Source organism: Burkholderia sp. PR2 (assembly GCF_052372875.1).
GTDB classification, from domain to species: Bacteria; Pseudomonadota; Gammaproteobacteria; order Burkholderiales; family Burkholderiaceae; genus Burkholderia; species Burkholderia diffusa.
Window position 1 is genome coordinate 2,123,721 of record NZ_JBQRWH010000004.1, and the last position, 18,760, is coordinate 2,142,480.

An 18,760-nucleotide genomic window follows, 5' to 3' on the forward strand; every position below is an offset into this window, starting at 1 on the left:
CGCAGCGTCAGTGGTCCTGCGCGGCGAACGCCCGCGCACGCGCCGGCCAGTCGTCCGGGACGATGAAGCCGCGCGCCGTCTCCCGCCATACCCCGTCGCCGTCCTGTCGATGCACGCCGATCAGCGCAGGCGCCTGGCGCGCCGTCAATACGGACGGCCGCTCGAGCGAGTGCGCCAGCGGTTGGGGCGCGGCGTCGGGCGGCAACCGCCGCGGCGCGAGCCACGCCAGCCGCGGCAGCACGTTCCACGCCGCGCCGTCGGGTTGCGCGGCGGCCCAGGCCGGCCACTGCGCATGCGTGAGCCAGAACCCACGCGGATGATCGGCCGCGATTTCCGCGGCCACCGGCGGCAGCGGCACGCCGTGCGGATAGAACAGCCAGCCCTTGATGAACATCTGCGCATCGGACGGCGCGCCGTAGCCGAGCAGTGCGAACCCGTGGCGACCGCTCAGCCGCAACTGATGCTCGAGCAACCGGCTGCGCTTGCGGTCGAGGCGATCGACGAGATTCGGCCCGACGAAATCCGCGAGCGATGCGTCGCCGTCTACCGGCGCGCATAGATAGCACTTCACCGCGAGTTCCCAGTGCAGGCGCTGCCCGCCCGGCGCATCGACGAGAAAATCGACTTCGCCGAGCGTCTTGCCGTTGCTGCGCAGCGGCAGATTGGCGGCGACGAGCCGCAGCGACGGCCCGTGCGTGAGGAAATACTCGAGCAGGCATTCGGCATAGCGACCGAGCCGCACGGGCCGTAGCGCGTCGAGTGCGCGGTGCAGCGGGTCCGGCGCGGCATCGAGCGCGACGAGCCACGCTTCGACGGCCACCCGCTCGACCGCGTCCGACCACGGATGTGCGAGCGGCGCGCCGGGCGCCGCGGTAAGCAGGCTCGGGCTCGCGAGGAGCCAGCCCAGATCGCGGACCGCGGCATCGTGCAGCGTATCGACGAACGCGAACGCCGCACCGCGCGTCATTGTCCGGCCGGTCCGTTCGCGTCGGCACCCTCCGCCTGCCGGAACGTATCGCGCGCCAGGCACAGGTCGGCCCACGCCTTTGACTTGTCCTGCAGGCTGCGCAGCAGGTACGCAGGGTGATAGGTAACGATCACCGGCACGCCTTCATACGTGTGCACGCGGCCGCGCAGCGAGGCAATGCTCGCGTCCGTCTTCAGCAGCGTCTGCGCGGCGAAGCGGCCGAGCGCGACGATCAGCTTCGGCTTCACGAGCGCGACCTGGCGCTGCAGGTACGGCTCGCAGCGCGCGACCTCGTCCGGTTCCGGATTGCGGTTGCCCGGCGGGCGGCACTTGATCACGTTCGCGATGTAGACGTTATCGCCGCGCTTGAGCGCGAGCGACTGCAGCATGTTGTCGAGCAGCTTGCCTGCCTGGCCGACGAACGGCTCGCCCTGCTTGTCCTCGTTTTCGCCGGGCGCCTCGCCGATCAGCATCCAGTCCGCTTCTCGATCGCCCACACCGAATACGGTATTGGTGCGCTTCTCGCACAGGCGGCAGCTCGTGCAACCGGCGACGCGTGCGGCCAGCGCATCCCAGTCGAGCATCGCCACCGGGGGTGCGGCGGGACGTGCTTCGTCCGGCGGCAGCGGATCGCCGCGGGGCGCCGCGTCGAACCAGGCGAAATCGTCTTCGGTGACGGGCGGCATGTCGTCCGCGGCAGCGGCCGGTGCGGGCTTGGTGGACGCGCGGTCGTCATCGCTCGCGACACGTGCCGCCGAACCGGCTTCGCCCGCCGGTGCCGCATCGCGTGCGGTTGCGCCGACCGGCGGCGTATCGTCACGTGCGAGTGCACGCGTCGCAGGCGGCTGCGTGTCGCGAGACTGCTCCGCGACCGGCCGGGGCGTTGCCGCGACGGTTGCGGTCGCAACGGCGGAGACGTCGTCCGCCGCGCCGGACGCGGCCGTCGGCGTTGCGCCCGCTTCATCGCTTTGCGCACGCTGCCCGCGCCGCACCCACATTTGCGCGAGCCCCATTTCCTCGAGCGCTGCTTCAGCCCACGCCATGCGCGTCCCCTTCGTCCTTGTTCAGCGTCAGACGCATCACGATCGCGTCCTCCCGGCTGCGATGCCGCGCCGGATAGTAGTTCTTGCGCCGGCCGATCGTCACGAAGCCGAAACGCTCGTACAGATGGATCGCGCGCAGATTGGACGGCCGCACCTCGAGCAGCACGCCGTCGAGCCGTTCGGTGCGCGAGATACGCACGGCTTCGCGCAGCAGCGCGAGGCCCGCGCCCGACTGCTGGGCCGCCGGGGCGACGCACAGGTTCAGCAGGTGCATCTCGTCGATGACCGGCATCAGCACGCAATAGCCGACGAGCGCGCCCGTCACGTGCCGCAGGCACACGCCGAAATAGCCGTTGCGCAACGAATCCTCGAAATTGCCGCGGCTCCACGGGAATTCGTACGCGACCTGCTCGATCGCGACGACTTCGTCGAGATCGGTATCCGTCATCGGCGACAGATAGCGGTCGCTCAACAATACGCCCGTCATCCTTTCTCTCCGCCCGTCTGCGGGGCGCGGGCCGCGATGCGCTCGGCGGTGGTCTGCGCGACCTTGTCGCGCACGTACTCCGGTGCCGCCTGGTCGGCCGGCACCGTACGGCCGGCGCGGAACGCCCGCAGCGCGGCATGCGCGACCGCCAGCGCATGGGGCAACGCTTCCCCGTCGACCACGGTCGCGGCGGCCGCGGCCGGCAACTGCGTGCCGAATGCGGCCGCCGCATTGCCAGCGAGCGTGAACGGCGCGTCGGGCACGCCGACGGCGCCCGGCGCATCGAGCGACGCAGGATGCACCGTGCGCCAGTCGCCCGCCTGGTCGTCCCACGCGAAGTCGGCCCAGTATGCTTCGTCCATTCGCGCATCGAGCGCGGCCAGCACGCGCGTCGTGCCGGGCGCGCGCAGCCGCGCATGCTCGGCGCACGCGAGCAGCGTGCTGACCGGCACGACCGGCAGCCCGCACCCGAACGCGAGACCCTGGGTAATGCCGGTCGCGGTACGCAGCCCGGTAAACGAGCCGGGGCCCGCGCCGAATGCGATCGCGTCGCAATCGGCGAGCGTGAGGCCCGATTCGGCGAAGAGCGCCTGGATGGCCGGCAGCACGCGCGTGCTCGACACGGCGCCCGTCAGCTCGTGGCGGACCCAAGTTTGCGGGGTGGAAACGGCGTCATCGGCCGGAGCCGAGCGCAGCAGCGCGACCGAGCAGTATTCGGTCGACGTATCGATGGCGAGGAGCACTGTTTGCGTCATGGCCGACATTGTAATGCGGCGCCCCGTTCCCACGGGCGATCGGGCCCGATCTGTGCGCGCGTTCGGCGCCGGCGGCGGTTTGGAAGGATCGCTCGACCCCGCGCGGCGGTCCGCTTGTTAAGATCGCCCGACCTGAAACCCTTACGGAGACACCCGATGAGCGAACTCACCGCCCAATTCGACCAGGCCCAGATCGACGTCAAGCAACTGACGGAACGGCCGGGCAACCTGACCCTGCTGCGCCTGTATGCGCTCTTCAAGCAGGCAACTGACGGCGACGCACACGGCGACAAGCCGGGCTTCACCGACATCGTCGGCAAGTACAAGTATGACGCGTGGGAAGCGCTGAAAGGCACGACCCAGGATGCGGCGAAGCAGCAGTACATTGAACTCGTCGAATCGCTGAAGAACGGCACGGCTTCCTGACCGAACCACGCCCGTCGCAATAAGCAATCAAATCAGTGGCGCAGCGCAGCAAAAGTCTTTATAATGCGGCCTGCGTCATCCCCGCGCTCGGCTCGCATGCCGTTCCGGCCCGACGCCTCGTAGCGTTAAGCTCCAATCCGGTTTAGAACCTGTCCCCTCCTGCTTCGACCCTCGCGGTCGTCACTTATCAGGCTGGCGGCCCCGCTCCAGAAGCGCGCCGCACCCAAAACAGCTTCTAATGCCTCATCCGCCGACTGTTCGGCGGATTGCACCCGTTTCCCGATTTGCTCGCTGAATCCGACGACTTGGGTATGCGCGATTGGCGCCGACGTTTCACCCACTGTGTTTCAAGGATTGTTATGACTTCGAGCATCAACTCCAGCCCGCTCAACGCGATCGCCGACCAGGCGCTCGGTCTCGACGACGCCGCCGTACCGGCCGCGGTCGAACCGGCGTCGGACGAGCCGAGCTTCGCGTCGCTCGGGTTGTCGCCGGAGATCGTCTCCGCGCTGCAGGCCGCCGGCTATGTGAAGCCGACGCCGGTCCAGCAGCGCGCGATTCCGGCCGGCATCGCCGGCCGCGACCTGCTGGTGTCGAGCCCGACCGGTTCGGGCAAGACGGCCGCATTCATGCTGCCCGCGATCGAACGCTTCGCGCAGCTCCAGAAGACGCTGGCGCAGCAACCGCGCGCGCCGCGCGAACCGAACCAGGGCGACCGCCGTGCGCGCCGCCCGCAACCCGTCGCGCGGCCGGGCCTGCTCGTGCTGACGCCGACCCGTGAACTCGCGATGCAGGTCACCACGGCCGCATCGACCTACGGCAAGCACCTGAAGCGCCTGCGCACGGTCAGCATCCTCGGCGGCGTCGCCTACGGCCAGCAGCTGATGCTGCTCGCGAAGAACCCCGAAATCCTGGTCGCCACGCCGGGCCGCCTGCTCGACCACCTCGAGCGCGGCCGTATCGACCTGTCCGAGCTGAAGATGCTCGTGCTCGACGAAGCCGATCGCATGCTCGACATGGGCTTCATCGACGATATCGAGACGATCGTCGCCGCGACGCCCGCGTCGCGCCAGACGATGCTGTTCTCGGCCACGCTCGACGGCAAGATCGGTTCGCTGACGAGCCGCCTGCTGAAGGATCCGGAGCGCATCGAGATCCAGCAGCGCCTCGAGTCGCGCGCGAACATCGCGCAGACCGTGCACTACGTCGACGACCGCGACCACAAGGATCGCCTGCTCGATCACCTGCTGCGCGACGACGCGCTCGACCAGGCGATCATCTTCACGGCAACCAAGATCGACGCCGACCAGCTCGCCGGCCGTCTCGCCGACGCTGGCTTCGAATCGGCCGCGCTGCACGGCGACCTGCCGCAGGGCGCGCGTAACCGCACGATCCGAGCGCTGCGCGAGCGCCGCGTGCGCGTGCTGGTCGCGACCGACGTCGCGGCCCGCGGCATCGACATCCCGGGCATCACGCACGTGTTCAACTACGACCTGCCGAAGTTCGCGGAAGACTACGTGCACCGTATCGGCCGTACGGGCCGTGCCGGCCGTTCGGGCACCGCGGTGAGCCTCGTGCACCACGCCGAACAGGGCGCGCTCAAGCGCATCGAGCGCTTCGTGCGCTCGCCGCTGCCGGTCAACGTGATCGAAGGATTCGAGCCGCGCAAGGCACCCCTGCGCAACGATCGCGGCACTGGCGGCCGCGGCCGTCCGGGCGGCGGTAACGGCGGTCGTCGTTTCGGCGGCAAGCCGGGCGGCGGTCATGGCGGCAACGGCCGCAGCTACGGCGGCGGCAATGGCGGCGGCTGGAGCGGCAAGCCCGGCGGCAGCCGTGACGGCGGCCCGCGTCGCGACGGCCAGCGTAGCAGCGGCCCGCGTCGCAGCAATTCGGCGTCGTAAGAACGCCCGGGCGGCCCTGCGCCGCCCCGCCCATCCGGCAGACCGGCGCACCCGCGCCGGTTTTTTTTCGTCCGACGCCAAATTTCACGATACAAAAAATTTTTTTGCGTCGTAAAAAATCATGCTGCGCAGCACAACCTTACAATTGCGAGATGGGAAAAATCGTTTCTCATTGCGGAATAAAACTCGCAAACCATTGATTAAAAACAATTAAAAAGTTTAGCGCTTCTTGAGCCAACCCCTGTTTCGCTCTGATCGGTTTGCCTACACTCTTATACAAGACTTCCCGGAACGGCGCGCACCCTGCCCCCGTTTCGAGAACAGCACCAGTACCTTCCGATTCGACGATCTGGCAACACACCGCATCAAGGAGCTCATCATGTCGCGACAGCAACAGACACAGGAACTGCAAACGCAATGGGAAACCGATCCGCGCTGGAAGGGCATCAAGCGCAGCTACACGGCTGAGGACGTGGTTCGCCTGCGCGGCTCGATCGCCGTCGAGCACACGCTGGCCAAGCGCGGCGCGGAAAAGCTGTGGAGCCTCATCAACGAAGAGCCGTTCGTCAACGCGCTCGGTGCGCTGACCGGCAATCAGGCGATGCAGCAGGTGAAGGCCGGCCTGAAGGCAATCTACCTGTCCGGCTGGCAGGTGGCCGGCGACGCGAACGTCGCGGGCGAAATGTACCCGGATCAGTCGCTGTACCCGGCGAACTCGGTGCCGCTCGTCGTCAAGCGCATCAACAACACGCTGACGCGTGCCGACCAGATCCAGTGGTCCGAAGGCAAGAACCCGGGCGACGAAGGCTACGTGGACTTCTTCGCGCCGATCGTTGCCGATGCGGAGGCCGGCTTCGGCGGCGTGCTGAACGCGTTCGAACTGATGAAGGCGATGATCGAGGCAGGCGCATCGGGCGTCCACTTCGAGGACCAGCTCGCGTCGGTGAAGAAGTGCGGCCACATGGGCGGCAAGGTGCTCGTGCCGACGCGCGAAGCGGTCGCGAAGCTCACGGCGGCGCGTCTCGCGGCGGACGTGATGGGCACGCCGACCGTGCTGGTCGCGCGGACCGACGCGGAAGCGGCGGACCTGATCACGTCCGACATCGACGACAACGACAAGCCGTTCCTGACGGGCGAGCGCACGGTCGAAGGCTTCTTCCGCACGAAGCCGGGCATCGGGCAGGCGATCTCGCGCGGCCTCGCGTATGCGCCGTACGCCGACCTCGTGTGGTGCGAAACGGGCAAGCCGGATCTCGAGTACGCGAAGAAATTCGCGGAAGCGATCCACAAGCAGTTCCCGGGCAAGATGCTGTCGTACAACTGTTCGCCGTCGTTCAACTGGAAGAAGAACCTCGACGACGCGACGATCGCGAAGTTCCAGAAGGAGCTCGGCGCGATGGGCTACAAGTTCCAGTTCATCACGCTGGCCGGCTTCCATGCGCTGAACTACTCGATGTTCAACCTCGCGCACGGCTATGCCCGCACGCAGATGAGCGCGTTCGTCGAACTGCAGCAGGCCGAGTTCGCGGCGGCGGACAAGGGCTTCACGGCCGTCAAGCACCAGCGCGAAGTCGGCACCGGCTACTTCGACGCGGTCACGCAGACGGTCGAGCGCGAAGCCTCGACGACCGCACTGCACGGCTCGACCGAAGACGAACAGTTCTTCGACGGCAAGAAGGTCGCATAACGCGCGAAAGAAAGCGTCACGCCGTTGCCCGCCCGTCACGCGACGGCGCGGCATCGGCTGCACGGGACAACAATCAGGGAGGAGACGGCAGGCGCGCGGTGACCCGTGCGACCCGCCGCGCGGCCTGCGGCCGCCAGCAACGACGCGCGCCGGCTTCGTCCGGCGCGCCTTTTTTCGGCGGCGCTGCCGTGCCGCCGCCCGCGGCCATACACGGCGCCGCATCTACCGATAGACGATCACTGGAATTTTCGTATGGGTCAGCACGCGCTGCGTTTCGCTGCCGATCAGCAGACTGCCGAGCCCACGGCGTCCGTGCGACGCCATGAAGATCACGTCGCAGCCGCCGCGTTCGGCCGCCTCGATGATGCCGAGGTACGGCGAGGGGTGCACGCTGGTCCAGCTGTCGCAGACGACGCCAGCTGCTTTCGCGGCCGCCTGCACGTCGTCCAGGTGTGCGCGCGCCTCGCGCTCGCTGCGTGCCCGGAAATCGGCGGGCGGCTCGATGATCACTTCGGAAAACGGCGAGTACGGATACTGCGGCAGACACGCATAGGCCGTGACCTGCGCGCCGACCGCACGCGCCAGATCGATCGCGCCGTCGATCGCCTTCTGCGACAGCTCGGAACCGTCGGTTGGAACGAGGATGTGCCGGAACATCGCGCCCTCCTGCGTCAGACGCACCGCGCGCGCCGCGAACCCATGCGGGCCGGCCCGGGCGCGTCGCGCATGCCAGTTTCGATTGTAGTGCGCGAAACCGGGCGACCGGCGCCGGCAGCGGGTTCGCCCTCATATCGGAAACGCGCGGACGGGCGCGCCCTACTCGCCCCAATACCCGGGCCGTTCGTAAGTATGTTTCAGGTAATCGAGAAACAGGCGCACGCGCAGCGGCAGGTGGCGGCGCTGCGGAAACACCGCGTGGATGCCGATCGGCGGCGCCGCGAACGCGTCGAGCACGCTGACGAGGCGGCCGGCCGCGATGTCGTCGCCGACCTCCCACCACGATCGCCATGCCAGGCCGTGGCCGGCAAGACACCACTCGTGCAGCACCGCGCCGTCCGAGCATTCCATCGTGCCGTTCACGCGGATCGACACGACCTTGTCGTCCTCCTGGAACACCCAGCCGCGTTGCTGGTTGGCGTTCGCGGCCAGCGCGAGGCAGTTGTGGCGCGCGAGTTCCGCGAGCGTGGCCGGCGTGCCGCGTCGCGCGAGATACGCGGGGGACGCGACGCACACGCGCCGGTTCTCGCCGAGCTTCAGCGACACCAGCGACGAATCGGGCAACTCGCCGAGCCGAACCGCGCAATCGAACCCTTCGTTGACGAGATCGACCATCCGGTCGGAGAGGTCGAGCGTGACCGACACGTCCGGATGCGCGCCACTGAATTCGGGCACGAGCGGCGCGACGTGGCGGCGGCCGAAACCGGCCGGCGCGGAAATGCGCAGGTGGCCGCTCGCCTTCACGCCGCCAGCGGATACGCTCGCCTCCGCGTTCTGCATGTCGTTGATGATCCGCTGGCAATCCTCGAGGAAGGCCGACCCCTCGAAGGTCAGTGTGAGCTTGCGGGTCGTGCGCACCAGCAGCTTGACGCCGAGCCGCTCCTCGAGCGCGTCGAGGCGGCGGCCGATGATCGCCGGTGCGACGCCTTCCGCATGCGCCGCCGCCGACAGGCTGCCCTTCGCCGCGACCGCGGCGAACGTTTCGATCTGTTTGAACCGGTCCATGACTCGCCAGAGCGGCGCTCCCGCCCTTCAAATAGCTTGAGCGGTCAAGATTATGTATATGAAAGTAAAAGATCAAGTGATGATTAGCGTCTTTTTTAGCATCTGCCATCACGAATAGAATCGACCCGACCTCTGAAACTGGAGCGCAAGGCTATGTCGGCCACAACGACACTCTCCTCTCCCGACGCAATCCTCTTCGACGCATTCGGTACGTTGTTCGACGTGCATGCGGTCGTGGCCGCGGCAGAGCAGATGTTTCCCGGTCACGGGGAGCGGTTGTCGCAGCTGTGGCGACGCAAGCAAATCGAATATTCGCAGTTGCGCACGCTCGCCGATCCGTCCGGCGCCCGCTATCGCCCGTTCCGCGACATCACGCTCGACGCGCTGCGGTTCGCCGCGCGCGTGCTCGGCCTCGCGCTGAACAGCGCGGCCGAGAAGCGGCTGATGGACGAATACGCGTGCCTGTCCACCTATCCCGACACGGTGCCCGCGCTGCGCAAGCTGCGCGCGCTCGAACCGCGCCCGCCGCTCGCGATCCTGTCGAACGGCAACCCGGAGATGCTCGACATCGCGATCAAGAGCGCCGGCATGACCGGCCTGTTCGATCGCGTGCTGTCGGCCGACGCGGTGCGCGCGTACAAGCCGAGCCCGGTCGCGTATGCGCTTGGCACCGCCGCGTTCGGCGCGAATCCGCGCGACATCGTCTTCGTGTCGTCGAACGCCTGGGACGTCGCGGGGGCCGGCTGGTTCGGCTACACGACGTTCTGGCTCAACCGCACGGGCGCGCCCGCCGAGGAACTCGGCGTACCGCCCGACGGCACCGGCAGCGGCATGGCCGACCTGCTCGCATTCCTCGCCACCCCGGCTCCGTCCGGCAGACCCGCGAACCGCGCGCGCCCCGGCCCGGGCGCATGACGTTCGCGGCGCTGCCGCCTTCCCCCTTCACCGAAACCGCAACTGACCGACCAAGGAGATGAGACTCATGAGCACCCCGATCACGCTGCCGCAAGGCATGGCGATCACCGGCGAAATCAAGCCGGGTTACGAAGCGATCCTGACGCCTGAGGCGCTCGCACTCGTCGCGGCGCTGCACCGCGCGTTCGAGCCGCGCCGCCAGGCACTGCTGCAGGCCCGCGTCGAGCGCACCAAGCGCCTCGATGCCGGCGAACGCCCCGATTTCCTGGCCGATACGAAGGCGATCCGCGAAGGCGACTGGAAGGTCGCGCCGCTGCCGGCCGACCTGCAATGCCGCCGTGTCGAGATCACCGGCCCCGTCGAGCGCAAGATGATCATCAACGCGCTGAACTCCGGCGCCGATTCGTACATGACGGACTTCGAGGATTCGAACGCGCCGAGCTGGACGAACCAGATCGACGGCCAGATCAACCTGAAGGACGCCGTGCGCCGCACGATTTCGCTCGAGCAGAACGGCAAGTCGTACCGGCTGAACGACAAGGTCGCGACGCTGATCGTGCGCCCGCGCGGCTGGCACCTCGACGAGAAGCACGTGACGGTCGACGGCCAGCGCGTGTCCGGCGGCATCTTCGATTTCGCGCTGTTCCTGTTCCACAACGCAAAGGAACTGATCGCGCGCGGCTCGGGCCCGTACTTCTACCTGCCGAAGATGGAAAGCCATCTCGAGGCGCGCCTGTGGAACGACATCTTCGTCGCCGCACAGGAGGCAGTCGGCGTGCCGCGCGGCACGATCCGCGCGACGGTGCTGATCGAAACGATCCTCGCGGCATTCGAGATGGACGAGATCCTGTACGAACTGCGCGAACACAGCTCGGGCCTGAACGCCGGCCGCTGGGACTACATCTTCTCGGCGATCAAGAAGTTCAAGAACGACCGCGACTTCTGCCTGGCCGACCGCTCGAAGATCACGATGACGGTGCCGTTCATGCGTGCTTACGCGCTGCTGCTGCTGAAGACCTGTCACAAGCGCAACGCGCCGGCGATCGGCGGGATGAGCGCGCTGATTCCGATCAAGAACGATCCGGAAGCGAACGACAAGGCGATGGGCGGCGTGCGCTCGGACAAGCAGCGCGACGCGACCGACGGCTACGACGGGGGCTGGGTCGCGCACCCGGGCCTCGTGCCGATCGCGATGGAAGAATTCGTCAAGGTGCTCGGCGACCGGCCGAACCAGATCGCGAAGCAGCGTGACGACGTCCAGATCGAAGGCAGGAACCTGCTCGACTTCCAGCCTGAAGCACCGATCACCGAAGCCGGCCTGCGCAACAACATCAACGTCGGCATCCATTATCTCGGCGCCTGGCTCGACGGCAACGGCTGCGTGCCGATCCACAATCTGATGGAAGACGCGGCGACCGCCGAGATCTCCCGCTCGCAGGTATGGCAGTGGATCCGCTCGCCGAAGGGCGTGCTCGACGACGGCCGCAAGGTCACGGCCGAGCTCGTACGCGAATTCGCGAAGGCCGAGCTTGAGAACGTGAAGCGTTCGGTCGGCGGCAACACGCAGCCTTACGAGCGTGCCGCGGCGATCTTCGAGCAGATGTCGACGTCGGAAGGCTTCACCGAATTCCTGACGCTGCCGCTGTACGAGGAAATCTGACGACGCGGACCGGGTCGACCTGCTCGCCCCGACCTGCCCGCCGCCGGTCGCGCGCGACGCGGCGGCATGAAAAAAGCGCCCTGCGGGGCGCTTTTTATTTTTGCCGTGCAGCCGTTCGCCGCGCGGACGCTCAGGCGGCTTCCCGCTCGCGCCGGTGCTGAACCCAGTCGCCCGACGCAATGCGCGGTCGGTCGGCTGCCGCATGCGCGGCGACCGGATAGTAGACGCACGCATACGCACGGCCGCCGAGCTCGACGATCACCGGCTCCTGCCGGAACAGCGTGTCGACGCCCGGATAGACGCGCTCGATCTCGTCGAGCACGGGCACCAGTTGTTCGTCGATCTCGTAGACGTCGCCCCATACGAGCGACTGGCCGGCCGGCCCGGCGACCATGCCCGGATACGGGCCGAAATCGTACAGTTCGCCCGGCAGCGCGGCCGCACCGAGCAGCGTCGGCGCGGCGATCCCGTGCCGCGCGGCCGCATGGCCGATGTCATTGGCCTCTCCCGCTCTCAACGTGCCGTAGACGAATACGTAGCGCATTGTGGTTCTCCTCTTCGATTCAGATGTTGCGGTGCCGGGCCGTCGCGGCCGCGCTGCGGGCGCCGGCGTCGCCGGGGCGCCGCTCGCGCGAGGACGCGCCCGCATCGATAGACCGCGCCGGCGGCCCGATGGTTCTTTTCGGCACGACGCGGCGCGCTGGCCCGGCACCCGGATCGCGTCGGCCGGAACGCGTGCGGCCCCATACAAAGTTCATTTGAACGGTGCATTATCGGCCGAAAAACCGCCGCATGCGCCTGCGCGGCGCCTTCTAAAATAACGGCATCGCCGCCGAGCCGACCGAATCGTCCATGAATCCGCCTGCCCAAGCCGACGCATCGAATCCCTACGACGTCATCGACATCCCGCCCGAGTTCGCGCCGACCCGCGTCCACCCGATGCGCGTACGGGCGCGGCAGGTGGATGCCGGCCGCCGGATCCCGCTGCACACGCACGCGTGGGCGCAACTTGCGTATGCGTCGCGCGGCGTGCTGCGCGTCGCGACGACCGGGACGACCTGGATGGTGCCGCCTTCCCGAGCGATCTGGGTGCCGCCGCACGTCACGCACGAGGTCGTGATCGTCGAGGAAGCGTACTTGCGCACGCTGTATATCGACGAGTCGGTCGTGCCGGACGGGCTCGACGCATGCCGGGTCGTCGAAGTGACCGGCCTGCTGCGCGAACTGATCGTCGCACTCGACGCGCGCGACCTGAGCAGCGAACGCGAACGGCTGCTGTGCGGGCTCGTGCTCGACGAACTGAGCCGCGCCGAACCGCTGCCGCTCGCGGTGCCGATGCCCGACGAGAAGCGGCTGCGCCTGCTGTGCGAGTCGGTGCTCGCGCAACCCGCGCACGCGGAATCGCTCGAACACTGGGCGGGTGAGGTCGGCGCAAGCACACGCACGATTTCGCGGCTGTTCAAGCAGGAACTGGGCGTGAGTTTTTCGCAGTGGCGGCAGCAGGCGCTGCTCGCGCGCGCGATTCCACTGTTGAACCAGGGGCGTCCTCTGTCACATATCGCGCGTGAGCTCGGCTACCAGAGCCAGAGCGCGTTTTCGGCGATGTTCCGGCGCGCGTTCGGCGAAAGCCCGCGCGCATTCATGCTGCGCGGCTATGAGCATCGCGGCTCGGAAGACGGCATCGCCACCGACGACATCCCCGACGACGACGCGATCGGCACTGCACGCTGACCGTCGCCAGGTTGCCTCCGGCCTTGTGCCGTTGCGCATTCAGACTGCGCGCACCATATGACGGATCGATCCGATCTGCGCCAGCCTGGGCCCGGTGACGCGGTACCCCATGCGCTGGTAGAGTTTCGCGGCCGGATTGTCGACGAACACGCGCAACTGCAGTTCGTGCAGCCCGCGGGCGCGCGCCCAACGATGCGACATGTCGAGCATGTAGGTGCCTGCACCCTGCCCGCGATGGCCGGCTGCGATCTGCACGTCGCGGATGTGCAGCGAATCGCCCTCCTCGGTCACGCGCAGCACGCCGATGCGTTGACCGTCGGCTTCCAGGATGAAGTTTTCGGATTCGCGCCAGCTCGCATAGAACAGATCGCTGCGCCAGACGAGGCCATGGCGCTTGTAATAGCCGCCCATGTTGCCGTGCGTGAGCGCCTCGGCAAAGGGAAAATCGCCAGGCTCCGCTGGCCGGAGCTGATACAGCAATCGCAGGTCGGTCGGATCGAGCATCGCGCGGGGGTCAAGTACGCATCCCGCCACGATAGCGCAGTCGCGGGCGGATGCAATCGCGAATTTCTCGTAGCGACGCGCGGATCGGCGATGCAAATGAAAAAGCCCGCGCGAGGCGGGCTTTTTCATTTTCTGGCAGAGCGGACGGGACTCGCCTACATCCCGCAGGCCGCGGCTGCGCGTGCACGCGCAGCCCTTCGAGTCCCGCCGGAAGCCGCGCAGGCGGCTTCCTCCACTCCGCAATCACGCGCCCGCAAGCGGGCACGAACGGAAACGCAAATGAAAAAGCCCGCACGAGGCGGGCTTTTTCATTTTCTGGCGGAGCGGACGGGACTCGAACCCGCGACCCCCGGCGTGACAGGCCGGTATTCTAACCGACTGAACTACCGCTCCAGTCTTGCTTCTTGCCTGGCAGGCGTCGGTTACTTCCTGCCGGCGCATCGTTTGTTCGAACGACGCCGAAATCTGGCGTCCCCTAGGGGATTCGAACCCCTGTACTCACCGTGAAAGGGTGATGTCCTAGGCCTCTAGACGAAGGGGACAACGTACTGCTTACATCTTTAATGCAAAAGCCCGTTCAAAACGTTCATTTGAACGGGCCTTGTTCTGGCGGAGCGGACGGGGCTCGAACCCGCGACCCCCGGCGTGACAGGCCGGTATTCTAACCAACTGAACTACCGCTCCAGCTTTCTTTACTCTCACCCGCAGGACCTCGTTCACGCCCTGCGAGCGTTGCGACACTTCTACTACGAAACGCCGCTGAATCTGGCGTCCCCTAGGGGATTCGAACCCCTGTACTCACCGTGAAAGGGTGATGTCCTAGGCCTCTAGACGAAGGGGACAACGTACTGCTTACACCTTTAATACAAAAGCCCGCTCAAAAACGTCTTGAACGGGCTTCGTTCTGGCGGAGCGGACGGGACTCGAACCCGCGACCCCCGGCGTGACAGGCCGGTATTCTAACCGACTGAACTACCGCTCCAACTTTCTGCACCGTTACCTGCAGGACGTCGGTTACGTTCTGCAAGCCTCGCGACACTTCTACTACGAAACGCCGCAGAATCTGGCGTCCCCTAGGGGATTCGAACCCCTGTACTCACCGTGAAAGGGTGATGTCCTAGGCCTCTAGACGAAGGGGACATAATCTTTTCAGATCTGTCTGACTTTCGCTATTCACTCATCATCAACAGCGAAGGCCGAAATTCTAACTGCTTTAAATCATTTTGTGAAGCATTTATTACTACCACCACTGCTGCTTCGCAAATCAATCCATTCTGCTCTGATGGTGGAGGTAAGCGGGATCGAACCGCTGACCTCTTGCATGCCATGCAAGCGCTCTCCCAGCTGAGCTATACCCCCTTGCAGAACAGAAATGAGATTATATGGACCGAATTTGAACTTGTAAATACCCTTTTTGCGATCCGAGCGAATTTTTTTGCGAAGCCGCCGCGATGTCATGCACGGGCGGCTTCGCCCCGCCCCAACCTCAGGCCAGCGCGCCCTCGATGCGCGACACCACGATGTCGCGACCGAACAGTACGAGCACCGCGTCGATCGACGGCGTATGCGTCGTGCCCGCCACCAGCAGGCGCACCGGCATCGCGAGCTGCGGCATCTTCAGCTTGTGCGCGCCGAGCGTCGCCTTCAACGCGGCGGACACCGCCTCCTTCGTCCACTCGGCTGCCTTCAGCGCAGCGACGAGATCGGCCAGCGCCGGGCGCACCGCATCGGTCACGTGCTGCGCAAGCGCGTCGGCGTCCGGAGCCGGCACGCGGTAGAACATCGCGGCGCCTTCGGCGATCTCCTTGACCGTCGTCGCGCGATCCTTCATCAGGCCGACTACCGCGTCGAGCGCCGGGCCCGTCGCAATCGCCGCGTCGTCGATGCCGAGCGCCGCGAGGAACGGTTTCGCCAGCGCGGCGAGGCGCGCGTTGTCCGCTTCCTTGATGTAATGGGCGTTCAGCCAGCTCAGCTTGCTGTGATCGTATTGCGCGGGCGACTTGCCGAGATGCTCGAGGTCGAACCATTCGACGAACTGCTCGCGCGAGAAGATTTCGGCGTCGCCGTGCGACCAGCCGAGACGCGCGAGGTAGTTGACGACCGCCTCCGGCAGGAAGCCCGCGTCGCGATACGCCATCACGCTCATCGCGCCATGCCGCTTGCTCATCTTCTCGCCCTGCTCGTTCAGCACGGTCGGCAGGTGCGCATAGACGGGCGGCTCGCCGCCGAGCGCGCGCAGGATGTTGATCTGGCGCGGCGTGTTGTTCACATGGTCGTCGCCGCGGATTACGTGCGTGATGTTCATGTCCATGTCGTCCACGACCACGCAGAAGTTGTAGATCGGCGTGCCGTCCGGACGCGCGATCACGAGGTCGTCGAGCTCCTCGTTCGAGATCTCGACACGCCCCTTCACCGCGTCGTCCCACACGACCGTGCCGGTCAGCGGGTTGCGGAACCGCAGCACGGGCTTCACACCAGCCGGCGGCTCGGGCAGGACCTTGCCCGGCTCCGGACGCCACGTGCCGTCGTAGCGCGGCTTGAGGCCAGCCTCGCGCTGGCGTTCGCGCAGCGCGTCGAGTTCCTCGGCCGACATGTAGCACGGGTACGCGAGCCCCTGCTCGAGCATCTGCGCGAGCACCGCGCGATAGCGGTCCATCCGCTGCATCTGGTAGATCGGGCCTTCGTCGAAATCCAGGCCGAGCCACTGCATCCCCTCGAGGATCGCGTCGACGGCTTCCTGCGACGAACGCTCGACGTCGGTATCCTCGATACGCAGCACGAACGTGCCTTTCATCTTGCGCGCGAACGCCCACGGATAGAGCGCGGAGCGGATGTTGCCGAGGTGGATGAAGCCGGTGGGACTCGGCGCGAAGCGGGTACGGACAGGACGGGTCATAAACGGTAACTCGAACGCCTGGGGCGCATGAATGATTCGACGCGGGATCGACGGCGACAGCCCGGACAGCAATGGGGCCGGCCGCGCCCGGAACGGGAAAGAAGCCGGAATTATACTCGCGCCGGTCTTCGCGCCAAGCGCGCCGCTTGCTTTATGATGTGCGCGCCGCGGCCGCCAGCCGGCGCCGCGCCGGCCGCCCGGTTTCTGCCGCACGGCCGCTCGGAACCTATCGCCGCCGCGGGCCGCCCGGCCCGCCGCCAAGCCGCCGGAGAACCACACGATGTCGTCCCCTCGCCTGTCGCGCCGTCATTTCACGATCGCATGCGCATCCGCCAGCCTCGCCGCTTGCACGTCGTTCGGCGACAAGTCCCGCCCCGACAACGCCGCGAATCCCACGCAGTCGCGCGAGAAGCCCGTGAAGATCGGCATCGCGCTCGGCGGCGGCGCCGCCCGCGGCTTCTCGCACATCGGCGTGCTGAAGGCGCTGGAGGCGCGCGGCATCCCGGTCGAGATCGTCGCCGGCACGAGCGCGGGCTCGGTGGTCGGGGCACTGTACGCGTCGGGGATGAGCGGGCTGCAGATCAACAAGATCGCGCTCGACATGGATCAGGCGGCGATCAGCGACTGGGCGCTGCCGTTCCGCTCGCGCGGGCTGCTGCAGGGCATCGCGCTGCAGAACTTCCTGAACAAGACGCTCAACAACCGGCCGATCGAAAAGATGGCGAAGCCGCTCGGCGTCGTCGCGACCGACCTGCAGAACGGCCAGCCGATTCTGTTCCAGCAGGGCAATACGGGGCTTGCGGTGCGCGCGTCGTGCAGCGTGCCGTCGGTGTTCGAGCCCGTGAAGATCGGCAACCGCGAATACGTCGACGGCGGTCTCGTGAGCCCGGTGCCCGCGTCGTTCGCGCGCAAGATGGGCGCGAACTTCGTGATCGCGGTCGACATCTCGTCGCGACCGGACGGCGCGGCGACCAGCAACCCGATCGAGATGCTGCTGCAGACCTTCACGATCATGGGTCAGACGATCAAGACCTACGAGCTCGACAAATACGCGGACGTCGTGATTCGCCCGAACCTCGCGGCGATGGGTGGCAGCGACTTCAACCAGCGCAACGCGGCCATCCTCGCGGGCGAAGAAGCGGTCGCGCGCATCATGCCCGAGTTGCAGCGCAAGCTTGCGGCAGCCCGCGGGGCAGCAGCGGCATAAGCGGACGCATCGCGGGGCACGACGTGTAACGAGCCGCCACCGGCGCCGACGCCCCCAACCCGCCGCTTCCGCGCCCCCAAAGCAAAAAACCCTGCCGCCTTTCGGTGACAGGGTTTTTTCATCCGGCCGATCGCCGGCGTGCGTCAGTTGCTGCCGTTCGCCGCGTCGTCGCCGATCGTCGCGCGCACGCGTTGGCGCAGGTCGTCGGCCTTCATCGGGAACGCCGATTCGATCCGGCGCGCACCGGTGAAACGCTTTTCCCAGTAGCCGCTGTCGAGATCGTCGACGCGAACCGTGCTGCCCGTCGACGGCGAATGCACGAACTTGTTGTCGCCGATGTAGATGCCGACGTGCGAGAACGTCCGGCGCATCGTGTTGAAGAACACGAGGTCGCCCGGCTTCAGGTTGCTCATGCTGACCTTCTCGCCGACGCGGCTCATCTCTTCCGCGCGACGCGGCAGCGACATGCCGAGCGTGTCCCGGAACACGTAGCGCACGAAGCCACTGCAATCGAGGCCGGAATCCGGCGAGTTACCGCCCCAGCGGTAGCGCACGCCGATCATGTTCAGCGCGCCGACGACCACGTCGCCTGCCTTGCCGGCCATGCCGGCGAGGAACGACTTCGCGCCGCCGCTCGACGGCTGCGCGCTGGTCTGCTGGAGGGACGAATTCGACCCGATTTGAGTCGAATTCGTGACATTCTGATTAAAACTGCTGACTTCGTCGGCGAACGCGACGGGAGCTGCTGCGAACAGGGCGCCGATGAACAGCCCGGCGAGGGTGCGCGCGCATGCCTGGGTCAGGGATCGATGCTGCATTGGTCGATGGAATGTGCTTAAAAATCAGCTGATTGGCGGAA

17 protein-coding genes and 7 tRNA genes are annotated in these 18,760 nt (G+C 66.8%); 7 read left to right on the forward strand and 17 right to left on the reverse strand.

Features of this window, described 5'->3' with window-relative positions; translation table 11 throughout:
- Window positions 1-7: 7 nt before the first annotated feature.
- The 4 genes from ACT2FV_RS26990 to tsaB are packed head-to-tail and all read right to left on the reverse strand — an operon-like array spanning window position 8 to window position 3,261.
- Window positions 8-967, reverse strand: coding sequence for a DUF1853 family protein (locus ACT2FV_RS26990; RefSeq protein WP_444505156.1), 960 nt, complete (start codon window positions 965-967; stop codon window positions 8-10).
- Window positions 964-2,010, reverse strand: a complete 1,047-nt coding sequence (locus tag ACT2FV_RS26995; RefSeq protein ID WP_151052350.1) for a uracil-DNA glycosylase — start codon at window positions 2,008-2,010, stop codon at window positions 964-966. Before ACT2FV_RS26995 ends, ACT2FV_RS26990 begins: the two co-directional genes overlap by 4 nt.
- Window positions 1,997-2,497: a ribosomal protein S18-alanine N-acetyltransferase gene (gene rimI, locus ACT2FV_RS27000; RefSeq protein WP_151052352.1), complete on the reverse strand. Its 501-nt coding sequence runs from the start codon at window positions 2,495-2,497 to the stop codon at window positions 1,997-1,999. The genes ACT2FV_RS26995 and rimI overlap by 14 nt, the downstream gene beginning before the upstream one ends.
- Entirely contained in the window at window positions 2,494-3,261 is a 768-nt protein-coding gene (tsaB, locus tag ACT2FV_RS27005; RefSeq protein ID WP_444505157.1) for a tRNA (adenosine(37)-N6)-threonylcarbamoyltransferase complex dimerization subunit type 1 TsaB, read from the reverse strand. Before tsaB ends, rimI begins: the two co-directional genes overlap by 4 nt.
- A gap of 147 nt (window positions 3,262-3,408) precedes the next feature.
- On the opposite strand from tsaB, the gene ACT2FV_RS27010 reads away from it, so the two are divergent.
- From ACT2FV_RS27010 to aceA, 3 genes are all read left to right on the forward strand, one after another.
- On the forward strand, window positions 3,409-3,678 hold the full coding sequence (locus tag ACT2FV_RS27010) for an acyl-CoA-binding protein (protein WP_059529263.1): 270 nt from the start codon (window positions 3,409-3,411) through the stop codon (window positions 3,676-3,678).
- 359 nt (window positions 3,679-4,037) lie between these two features.
- Entirely contained in the window at window positions 4,038-5,579 is a 1,542-nt protein-coding gene (locus tag ACT2FV_RS27015) for a DEAD/DEAH box helicase (protein WP_059599903.1), read from the forward strand.
- A 379-nt stretch (window positions 5,580-5,958) separates the two neighbouring features.
- Window positions 5,959-7,266, forward strand: a complete 1,308-nt coding sequence (gene aceA, locus ACT2FV_RS27020) for an isocitrate lyase (protein WP_059599902.1) — start codon at window positions 5,959-5,961, stop codon at window positions 7,264-7,266.
- Window positions 7,267-7,488: 222 nt separating this feature from the next.
- Here aceA and ACT2FV_RS27025 read toward each other — a convergent pair whose 3' ends face one another.
- Window positions 7,489-7,923: a universal stress protein gene (locus ACT2FV_RS27025; RefSeq protein WP_057929788.1), complete on the reverse strand. Its 435-nt coding sequence runs from the start codon at window positions 7,921-7,923 to the stop codon at window positions 7,489-7,491.
- Between the two features lie 159 nt (window positions 7,924-8,082).
- Complete coding sequence (locus ACT2FV_RS27030) at window positions 8,083-8,988, reverse strand: LysR family transcriptional regulator (protein WP_059599901.1); 906 nt, start codon at window positions 8,986-8,988, stop codon at window positions 8,083-8,085.
- A gap of 153 nt (window positions 8,989-9,141) precedes the next feature.
- Between ACT2FV_RS27030 and ACT2FV_RS27035 the strand changes: the two genes are divergently transcribed.
- Window positions 9,142-9,903 (forward strand): haloacid dehalogenase type II, encoded by a 762-nt coding sequence (locus ACT2FV_RS27035; protein WP_059599900.1) that lies wholly within the window; start codon window positions 9,142-9,144, stop codon window positions 9,901-9,903.
- Between the two features lie 67 nt (window positions 9,904-9,970).
- The gene (gene aceB / locus ACT2FV_RS27040; protein WP_124902294.1) at window positions 9,971-11,563 is read left to right on the forward strand and encodes a malate synthase A; all 1,593 of its coding nucleotides are present in this window, start codon (window positions 9,971-9,973) and stop codon (window positions 11,561-11,563) included.
- Between the two features lie 130 nt (window positions 11,564-11,693).
- On the opposite strand, the gene ACT2FV_RS27045 is transcribed toward aceB, so the two are convergent.
- Window positions 11,694-12,107 (reverse strand): gamma-glutamylcyclotransferase family protein, encoded by a 414-nt coding sequence (locus tag ACT2FV_RS27045; RefSeq protein ID WP_151052180.1) that lies wholly within the window; start codon window positions 12,105-12,107, stop codon window positions 11,694-11,696.
- A gap of 308 nt (window positions 12,108-12,415) precedes the next feature.
- Between ACT2FV_RS27045 and ACT2FV_RS27050 the strand changes: the two genes are divergently transcribed.
- Window positions 12,416-13,294 (forward strand): AraC family transcriptional regulator, encoded by an 879-nt coding sequence (locus ACT2FV_RS27050; protein WP_124622398.1) that lies wholly within the window; start codon window positions 12,416-12,418, stop codon window positions 13,292-13,294.
- A 39-nt stretch (window positions 13,295-13,333) separates the two neighbouring features.
- Here the strand turns inward: ACT2FV_RS27050 and ACT2FV_RS27055 are convergent, their stop codons facing one another.
- From ACT2FV_RS27055 to gltX, 9 genes are all read right to left on the reverse strand, one after another.
- Window positions 13,334-13,798, reverse strand: coding sequence for a GNAT family N-acetyltransferase (locus tag ACT2FV_RS27055; protein ID WP_444505454.1), 465 nt, complete (start codon window positions 13,796-13,798; stop codon window positions 13,334-13,336).
- 316 nt (window positions 13,799-14,114) lie between these two features.
- A tRNA-Asp gene (locus tag ACT2FV_RS27060) sits at window positions 14,115-14,191 on the reverse strand.
- Between the two features lie 73 nt (window positions 14,192-14,264).
- Window positions 14,265-14,340: transfer RNA gene (locus ACT2FV_RS27065), tRNA-Glu, on the reverse strand.
- 65 nt (window positions 14,341-14,405) lie between these two features.
- Window positions 14,406-14,482, reverse strand: a tRNA-Asp gene (locus ACT2FV_RS27070).
- Window positions 14,483-14,564: 82 nt separating this feature from the next.
- Window positions 14,565-14,640, reverse strand: a tRNA-Glu gene (locus ACT2FV_RS27075).
- Between the two features lie 63 nt (window positions 14,641-14,703).
- A tRNA-Asp gene (locus tag ACT2FV_RS27080) sits at window positions 14,704-14,780 on the reverse strand.
- 82 nt (window positions 14,781-14,862) lie between these two features.
- Window positions 14,863-14,938 (reverse strand) — tRNA-Glu (locus ACT2FV_RS27085).
- A gap of 143 nt (window positions 14,939-15,081) precedes the next feature.
- Window positions 15,082-15,157 (reverse strand) — tRNA-Ala (locus tag ACT2FV_RS27090).
- A gap of 127 nt (window positions 15,158-15,284) precedes the next feature.
- On the reverse strand, window positions 15,285-16,694 hold the full coding sequence (gene gltX / locus ACT2FV_RS27095) for a glutamate--tRNA ligase (protein WP_151050173.1): 1,410 nt from the start codon (window positions 16,692-16,694) through the stop codon (window positions 15,285-15,287).
- A gap of 280 nt (window positions 16,695-16,974) precedes the next feature.
- Between gltX and ACT2FV_RS27100 the strand changes: the two genes are divergently transcribed.
- Complete coding sequence (locus ACT2FV_RS27100) at window positions 16,975-17,901, forward strand: patatin-like phospholipase family protein (RefSeq protein ID WP_124903427.1); 927 nt, start codon at window positions 16,975-16,977, stop codon at window positions 17,899-17,901.
- A 143-nt stretch (window positions 17,902-18,044) separates the two neighbouring features.
- On the opposite strand, the gene ACT2FV_RS27105 is transcribed toward ACT2FV_RS27100, so the two are convergent.
- The gene (locus tag ACT2FV_RS27105) at window positions 18,045-18,719 is read right to left on the reverse strand and encodes a C40 family peptidase (protein ID WP_444505158.1); all 675 of its coding nucleotides are present in this window, start codon (window positions 18,717-18,719) and stop codon (window positions 18,045-18,047) included.
- Window positions 18,720-18,760 lie beyond the last annotated feature (41 nt).